Origin of the sequence: Bacillus stratosphericus, from assembly GCF_020524495.1 — a bacterium.
Lineage (GTDB): Bacteria > Bacillota > Bacilli > Bacillales > Bacillaceae > Bacillus > Bacillus stratosphericus_B.
Map to the genome: position 1 here is coordinate 1 of NZ_JAIVLB010000087.1, position 1,163 is coordinate 1,163.

Below are 1,163 nucleotides of genomic sequence, written 5' to 3' on the forward strand. Positions count from 1 at the left end.
ACAAGGTGCATAGATGTCGCCAGATTTCTTTCTACGAGCCAATAACTTGGGTTCAACCCATTTACTACTAAAATATTCCTTTCCGTTCTAGTGGGCTTTCTACCGCCTTTTTTCATGATCGTTCCTCCTTGTGTTTTTTATAGACTCTTAAACTAGCAATTTCAGACGTTGATGAATTGCTGATGATCATAGTTTTCTCCTAAAATGGCAATTCTTCGTCACGCTTATCAAAGGTGTTTTTAAACAAAATGTATTTAGACTTTTTTGTCATGCGTGATACAAGTTTTGTGTCGTACATTTGTTTTAGTTTGTCCCCTGTTAAATTGGATGTGTAAATCGTTGTTTTATCCTGTCTAGCTGATGTGACTGAATAAAGTAACTTGTGAATAAAGTTGGTGGCTTCGCTCTTTGAATGTTCAGATCCCGTTTCAGCACCTACATCATCAATCACTAGATAATCCACATTACCTATAAGCCCTGTTACATACCCTTGTGTGAATTTGCTTTCTTTGTTGTTGAAAGAGTCTTGAATTGCAAAAGCAGCATCAGCAAGGTTTATAAACAAGCATGATTTGCCCATATCCTCAGGGTTGTCTGGATCAGGCGGCACATTCAGAGCTTTGAGTGCGGCATAAGCTAGATGACTCTTCCCCACTCCTGGATGACCTTGGAGAAAGATATTAAACACTTTTCCTTGCTTCAAATGCCCAACAAGCTCCATCATGAGGCGTTTGTTTGCCGTTTCCTCAGGCTCGGTCACTTTGTAATTATCAAACGTCGCTTTAGCAATGGTTCTGTCTCGGAAGATGCTGCGCTTCTCCAGCATGTTGAAATTCTTTGTACGCTGGCTAAACTCGATCTGCCTCTCCAAGTCTTTTTGGATCTTCTTCTCATCTGCCTCCAGCTCACATCTTGGGCAGATTATTTTGTCATTGAGGATCATCATGCGAACAGGCTTGATGACATCCTCCTTCCCTCTTGTGAATGTGTGTTTATTGCAGTATTCAGAATGGAAGGTCATTCTTGCGTTTAAGGACTCCGCCGCCACTGATTTGATGCTCTGCACGTTTTATCACCCCCGCACCTTCATTCAGGTATCCTTCAAACTTGGTTCCAAACAATGTCGTTGGCTGCAAGTATTTATTCATCTGATCGTTTTTAAG

Annotated in this window: 3 protein-coding genes; all 3 read right to left on the reverse strand. The window is 41.1% G+C overall.

What is annotated here, in order from left to right:
- On the reverse strand, positions 1 to 116 hold a 116-nt coding region (locus LC033_RS17505), incomplete at its 3' end, for a DUF6906 family protein (protein ID WP_376776476.1).
- 83 nt (positions 117 to 199) lie between these two features.
- Positions 200 to 1,066, reverse strand: a complete 867-nt coding sequence (locus LC033_RS16515; RefSeq protein WP_226570324.1) for an ATP-binding protein — start codon at positions 1,064 to 1,066, stop codon at positions 200 to 202.
- Positions 1,005 to 1,163 (reverse strand): conserved phage C-terminal domain-containing protein (locus tag LC033_RS16520; RefSeq protein WP_264188797.1); only part of this gene is annotated, 159 nt, incomplete at its 5' end. The genes LC033_RS16520 and LC033_RS16515, both read right to left, overlap by 62 nt.